4 protein-coding genes are annotated in these 6,656 nt (G+C 59.1%); all 4 read left to right on the forward strand.

Annotated features, from left to right (window positions below; translation table 11 throughout):
- Positions 1 to 30: 30 nt before the first annotated feature.
- On the forward strand, positions 31 to 1,824 hold the full coding sequence (gcl, locus tag CQ017_RS03505; protein ID WP_105552553.1) for a glyoxylate carboligase: 1,794 nt from the start codon (positions 31 to 33) through the stop codon (positions 1,822 to 1,824).
- 139 nt (positions 1,825 to 1,963) lie between these two features.
- The gene (allB, locus tag CQ017_RS03510) at positions 1,964 to 3,343 is read left to right on the forward strand and encodes an allantoinase AllB (RefSeq protein ID WP_105552554.1); all 1,380 of its coding nucleotides are present in this window, start codon (positions 1,964 to 1,966) and stop codon (positions 3,341 to 3,343) included.
- Between the two features lie 281 nt (positions 3,344 to 3,624).
- Positions 3,625 to 3,942: a hypothetical protein gene (locus CQ017_RS03515; RefSeq protein ID WP_146112418.1), complete on the forward strand. Its 318-nt coding sequence runs from the start codon at positions 3,625 to 3,627 to the stop codon at positions 3,940 to 3,942.
- A 1,196-nt stretch (positions 3,943 to 5,138) separates the two neighbouring features.
- A partial coding sequence (locus CQ017_RS03525) for a sigma-70 family RNA polymerase sigma factor (RefSeq protein ID WP_181150485.1) occupies positions 5,139 to 6,656 on the forward strand: 1,518 nt, incomplete at its 3' end.

Here is a 6,656-nt window from a genome sequence, read left to right on the forward strand (position 1 = left end):
CCGAACCATCGATAAGGATGTGTGATTTCAATGCCTAAGATGCGCGCAGTAGATGCCATCGTGCTGATCCTGGAAAAGGAAGGCGCCACCGAAGCGTTCGGCTTGCCCGGCGCGGCAATCAACCCGCTGTACTCGGCGATGAAACAGCATGGCGGAATCCGCCATACGCTGCACCGCCACGTCGAGGGAGCCTCGCATGCAGCTGACGGCTACTCGCGGGCCAGCGGCAAGATCGGCCTGTGCCTGGGTACCTCCGGGCCGGCCGGCACCGACATGATCACCGGCCTGTATGCGGCCATCGCCGACTCGATCCCGATGCTGTGCATCACCGGCCAGGCACCAACCCACGTATTGCACAAGGAAGACTTCCAGGCGGTGGATATTGAATCCATCGCGAAGCCGGTGACCAAATACGCGAGCACCGTGCTGGAGCCGGGGCTCGTTCCGGGAACCTTCGCCAAGGCTTTCCAGATCATGCGTTCGGGCCGCCCCGGTCCTGCGCTGATCGACTTGCCTATCAACGTGCAGTTGGCCGAGATTGATTTTGACATCGATGCCTACGAGCCGTTGGCGCCCACCAAGCCGGAGGCAACTCGCAGCCAGGCCGAGAAGATCGTTGACCTGCTGCTGAGCGGCAAGCGTCCAATCATCGTTGCCGGCGGTGGCGTGATCAACGCCAACGCCAGCGACAAGCTCGTGCAGCTGGCCGAAGAGCTCAACATCCCGGTTTCGCCCACCCTGATGGGCTGGGGCGTCATTCCGGATGACCACCGTTTGCAGTCGGGCATGGTGGGCATCCAGACCCACACCAAATACGGCAACGAATCCTTCTTGGCCTCGGATGTGGTGCTCGGCATCGGAAACCGGTGGGCGAACCGGCACACCGGTGGCCTCGAAACCTACCGTGTAGGGCGCAAGTTCATCCACGTGGATATCGAGCCCACGCAGATCGGTCGCGTTTTTGCACCGGATCTGGGAATTACCTCGGATGCCGCGGCGGCGCTGGTATCAATCCTGGAGATCGTGCGCGAACGCAAGAGCGCTGGGCTGATCCCCGATTACTCGCAGTGGGCCGACCAGTGCACGGCCCGCAAGGGAACGAACCACCGCAAGACCAACTTCGACAATATTCCGATCAAGCCGCAGCGCGTCTACCAGGAGATGAACGCGGTCTTCGGCCAGGACACCACCTACGTATCCACCATCGGGCTCAGCCAGATCGCCGGCGCGCAGATGCTGCACGTCTATGGACCACGCAAGTGGATCAACGCCGGCCAGGCCGGACCCTTGGGCTGGACCGGTCCGGCAGCCCTGGGCGTCGTGCGCGGCAAGCCAGGGGAAAAAGTTGTGGCGCTATCCGGGGATTACGACTTCCAATTCATGATTGAAGAGCTGGCAGTAGGCGCCCAGTTCAAGCTGCCTTACGTGCACGTGGTGGTCAACAACTCCTACCTCGGCCTGATCCGCCAATCGCAGCGTCCCTTCGAAATGGATTATCACGTCTCCCTGGGCTTCGATAACATCAACTCCCCGGAAACCGACGGCTACGGCGTGGACCACGTCAAGGTCGCCGAAGGGCTCGGATGCAAGGCCGTTCGGGTGAATGATCCGGCGAAGCTGGCCGAGGGATTCGCCGAAGCGAACAGGCTGGCCGACGAGCACCAGGTCCCCGTGGTGGTTGAAGTGATCCTGGAGAAGGTCACCAACATTTCCATGGGTGCGCAGCTGGATGCGGTTAATGAATTTGAAGATCTTGCACTGGAGATCGGGGACGCGCCTACCGCGCTAGTACCCATGAAATCCAGTGCCGGTGTGAGTGCCTGAGGTCGGTCGTCGCTGCCACTGGCAACTCCCATAAATTGCGGGTGCGGTTATTTTCAAGATAGGAGATCATGGAAATAACCGCACCACGCACTACTGAATTTAGTCTCAAGCTTTAAACGTAACGAGTAGGGAACGACTCATGAGCATCAACGAAGCTGTTGAACGCGAAACCAACGACAACGCAGATCTGGACTTCGATCTGGTTATCCGGGGCGAACGCATCTTGACTACCGCCGGCATGGCCGCCCGCGAAATCGGCGTCCGCGACGGAAAGATCGTAGCCATCGAGCCGCTGGGAAATAATCTGCAGGGCGCACGCACCTTAGAGGTCGGCGACGACGAGGTTTTGCTCCCGGGCCTGGTGGATACCCACGTCCACGTCAACGAGCCGGGGCGTACCGAGTGGGAAGGCTTCGAGTCTGCCACCAAGGCCGCAGCGGCAGGCGGTGTCACCACGATCGTGGACATGCCGCTGAACTCCATCCCGCCCACGGTGAACCTCGAAGCACTGGAAATCAAGCGCGAAGCTGCCAGCAAGAACGCGTATGTCAATGTCGGCTTCTGGGGCGGCGCCATTCCGGGCAACAAGAAGGACTTGCGTCAGCTGCACGAAGCCGGCGTCTTCGGCTTCAAGTGCTTCCTGCTTCACTCCGGAGTCGACGAGTTCCCCTCGCTGACCGTCGACGAGATGGAAGAGGACATGGCAGAGCTTGCCTACTTCGATTCGCTGATGATCGTGCACGCCGAGGACTCGGACATCATCGATAATTCGCCGAATCCTGTCGGCGGACAGTACGCCGGATTCCTGAACTCGCGTCCGCGTGATGCGGAGAATACCGCCATTGCGCAGGTCATCGAGCGCGCCCGCAAGACCGGGGTACGCGCCCACGTGCTGCACCTGTCCAGCTCGGATGCCCTGGAGATGATCCGCGAGGCCCGCGCCGAAGGCGTGAAGCTCACCGTGGAAACCTGCCCGCACTATCTGACGCTGCTCGCCGAGGACATCCCGGACGGCGCCACGGCCTTCAAATGCTGCCCGCCGATCCGCGAGAACGACAACCGCGAACTGCTGTGGAAGGGCCTGGAAGAAGGCATTATCGACTGCATCGTTTCGGACCACTCCCCGTCCACTGTCGATTTGAAGGACGTGGAGAATGGCGACTTCGGCGTCGCCTGGGGCGGCGTCGCCTCGCTGCAGCTGGGCCTGCCGCTGATCTGGTCCGAAGCCAAGGGGCGCGGGCTGAAGCTGGAGCAGGTGGTGCAATGGATGGGCGTGAATCCTTCCAAGCTTGCCGGGCTGAGCGCCAAGGGCGGCATCGAGACCGGCAAGGACGCGGATTTCGCGATCTTCGCTCCGGAGGACACCTTCGAGGTGGATGTGGCCAAGCTGCATCACAAGAACCCGATTTCCCCGTACCAGGGCAAGACCCTGAGTGGCGTGGTCCGCCGGTCGATCATCGCGGGGGCCGACGTGGACTTCCAGACTCCTGGCGGAAAGCTGATCCGCCGCGAGCACTAGGAACTGGCTTTTGCCGGACCCCTCTTCTGCCTTACTGGCGGGAGAGGGGTTTTCGCGTGCCGGACCGCGCGCTGGCCTCCAGGCAAGGCTGCATCGTAGCCTCAACTCCTCCAGATTCCAATGCTTCCAGGTGCATTCACTGTTATAACTGCCTGGTGTTCGGCTCACCTATAACAAAGAGGTATCGATTGGACGAGGCACGCGCGAATTGAGCCTCCCAGCTCATAGACTGTGAGCCATATGGGGATAGAGCAGTCGTAACTTCGAGTACAGGAATGGTTATGAACGCGAATACTGCTGCCTCGATAATGACCAAGAACGTCGATGACCTGGCTTTGGCCGAGGTGGTGCATGCTTCACTGGTCTTAGGCTCAATTGTCGTGGCTGTGCTCCTTGCTTTCGGGATCAAGACCTATGTCCATTGGCGGCGGCATCCCAAGACCTCCCAATCTTTCGAGCCATCGGCCGAAGAAGATGGCGCCAAGCAACCAGCACAGAGCTCGCGGCAACGTCCTGCACCGCGGATCGAAATACTGCCGACTCTCGGAGACCTGCGCGGAAGCGGACGGATGAAGCGCGGCCTCGAAGACTCAGGCTGAAGTCCCGGCGCAACGGCGTGGAGGGCCACGAACCACACGTGTGGAGGCGTGGCCAATTAAGCGGCATCTTGGCTGGAGGCAATTCGTAGATACAATGACCAGTCTGGGCGCTATCCAGCAGCGCCGCCGGATAGCCCGAATTCTGCGGACGGGATCACCCGCATTTCTCCGAGACATCCCGACACCGCACCGGAAGGTGAACGAGTGACTGCCCAGTTCCAGCCGCACCCGGCGTTTCAGCGATTCGTAGGCTGGGCCAACCCCAGCGCAAGGTTGCTGCTTGTTCGTGCGGCTCAGGGCACGGGAAGATTCTGGTTCGCCAACTCCTGAATCGGCGACGGGACAGGAGAGGTCCATGATTTCTCCGCCAAGTCGCACAGCGACTGCTCCGAGTTGGCGATGCTTGATCAGCAGCTGGCAGAAGATCCGAACCTCCGTGCCGCAGTCATTCTTTCTCCCGGGCACACCGTATGGCACTTGGCTCTGCATGCACCAGTTCAATTTGCAGAACAGCGAGATCTGTCGCTTAGCCTCGCTTGTGGGAACCGCACAGGAATTGGAGAGCAACAGCAATCGGAAAATGCGCCACCGGCGCAAGGTCCTCAACGAATGAGTAGTAGCCATTGATCGTGAAATGGGCTTTCTGTCATGAACAGATGGCATGAATTCCCTGGTGCATGACTAAGTCAGGCTGAGTGGCTAGGGGAGATTCAGCATAGCTTCGACTGGATTATTTTTCAGATCTTCCAGTTTGACAACCTGCCTAGACTCTAGAACTTGGGAGGCTGCCTGTTTCGACAAGCGGGGGTAAAAGTGGTGGGAAGCGCTACCGATGTGTTGATACAGAACAGTTACCGATGTCCCGATACAAAACAAAATTAAAAGAACTTGCCTAAACTCGCGTCATGATTCGGTGGTTGGGGACTCTTAACGTGTAGAGGCGATGAACCGGGTGCTTGGGGGACTCGAATTCACGCCGTTCGCGTCGGCGACTGAATGGCTTGCTGCTTGGGGCGCAAGCCGTTCAGTCACTGGAGCAATAAAGAGCAACCACTGGTTGGGATCTGTTGAGATCCTGTGAATATCGGAACGGATGGTCTGTTTGGAGCCCCTTGGTCCTTCTTGGTGATAGGGTCTACAAATATTAACTGGATAAGTGCGAGGTTTTGAAAAATCCGCCGGGGTGAATTCGGTTAGTGGACGCATCGTTTTCGAAGTATGGGGACTTTATGGCAATTGATTCGGGAGCCGAAATTGCGGGGGCTAGCGATTCGGAACTGATTCAGGGCGCACGCGTTGGAAGCCGGGTGTGCCAAGAGCGGCTGTACCAGCGCCACAAGCAAGTTGCGCTGGCAGTTGCCTATCGGCATACCGATAATCCGTCTGAAGCAGAGGATATTGTGTCCGAAGCTTTTTTGAGAGTTTTCGCAAGCCTCAAGCATGGGTCCGGGCCGACCGAATTCTTCCGCGCGTATCTGTTGACCTCGGTTTCCAGGGAGGCCTTCTCTAGAAACAGAGCTGCGCGGCGTGAAGCCGACATCGATGAGATCGCAGAGTTCGCGAGTGAAACCCCGGATGCTGACGAAGTCATGCGGCGCGCCGAATCAAAGATCGTTATCCGCGCTTTCAAATCGCTGCCGGAGCGATGGCGTGCAGTTTTGTGGCATAACGAAGTCGATGGGCTTCCTCCCCGCGAGATCGCGACGATTCTTGGTATCACTCCCAACGCAGCGTCTGCGTTGGCCGTTAGAGCCCGTGAGGGGCTACGTGAGTCTTACCTTGCTGCCCACCTCAAAGAACATGCAGGCCTCGTTGCCGACTGCGCGTCTGCGCGCAAGCAGCTTCCCGCGTTTATTCGAAATAACTTGAGTCCCAAGGCCACTCGATCCCTGAAGTCGCACCTTAAGAATTGCCCAGACTGTTCGCTTGTTTACGGCGAGCTTAAAAACATCGGCGCGCCCATGCGCAGCGTGGTGCTGCCATTGTTCGTTGGGGGAACCACTGTCTTAGGTATTTCAGCGTCAGGGGGACTGGCGCAACTCGGCGGCGGAATTACCGCCGCTACTGGTGGTTCCTCGGTTGCAGTATCGACTGCCGGTTCCGGGGCTGCAGCTGTGGTGACGGGAACCGTGAGTGCTTCGGCAGTTGCAGCTGGAGTGGGAGCTGGCCTAGCTGCGCTGGCGGTGGCCGCTTCAGCGGTCGGTATTTTGACGCCACTATTTGACGACCGTTCAACAGCACCCGTTGCATTGCCTCAGGAGCGGTCCGTTGAACAAGAGCCGGATAATGTAGATCCGATCGATGCGCCCTCCGCATTGGAGGACATCCTCATGGATCTCGTGTCATTTGAGTCCGCCACACCTGAATCGGAGGGCCGGGAGGGGCTGGACGACAGCCAAATGCGCTTGCCTCTGCAGAGCCCCGAGGGCCAGCGATCGGATCTCCCCGATAACGCCATTGCTGACTATCCTTTGAATTTGGGTAGTCCGGGCACTCCTACAATGCCTCCTGTAGAAGAAGCGTCCGATCTTCCGGCTTCTGCGCCTACGGTTGAACCAACGCCGGAGCCTACGGTTGAGCCGACGGTGGAGCCTTCGCCGGAACCTACGGTCGAGCCTTCGCTGGAACCTACATCTGAACCTACGGTCGAGCCTTCGCTGGAACCTACATCGGAACCAACGCCGGAGCCTTCGCCGGAACCTACGGTCGAGCCT

Source organism: Arthrobacter sp. MYb224 (assembly GCF_002975455.1).
Taxonomy (GTDB): Bacteria; Actinomycetota; Actinomycetes; order Actinomycetales; family Micrococcaceae; genus Glutamicibacter.

Excerpts from the sequence above, each read along its gene's own strand:
- gcl (WP_105552553.1), top strand. The coding sequence starts at position 31 with ATGCCTAAGATGCGCGCAGTAGATGCCATCGTGCTGATCCTGGAAAAG.
- CQ017_RS03515 (WP_146112418.1), top strand. The coding sequence starts at position 3,625 with ATGAACGCGAATACTGCTGCCTCGATAATGACCAAGAACGTCGATGAC.
- allB (WP_105552554.1), top strand. The coding sequence starts at position 1,964 with ATGAGCATCAACGAAGCTGTTGAACGCGAAACCAACGACAACGCAGAT.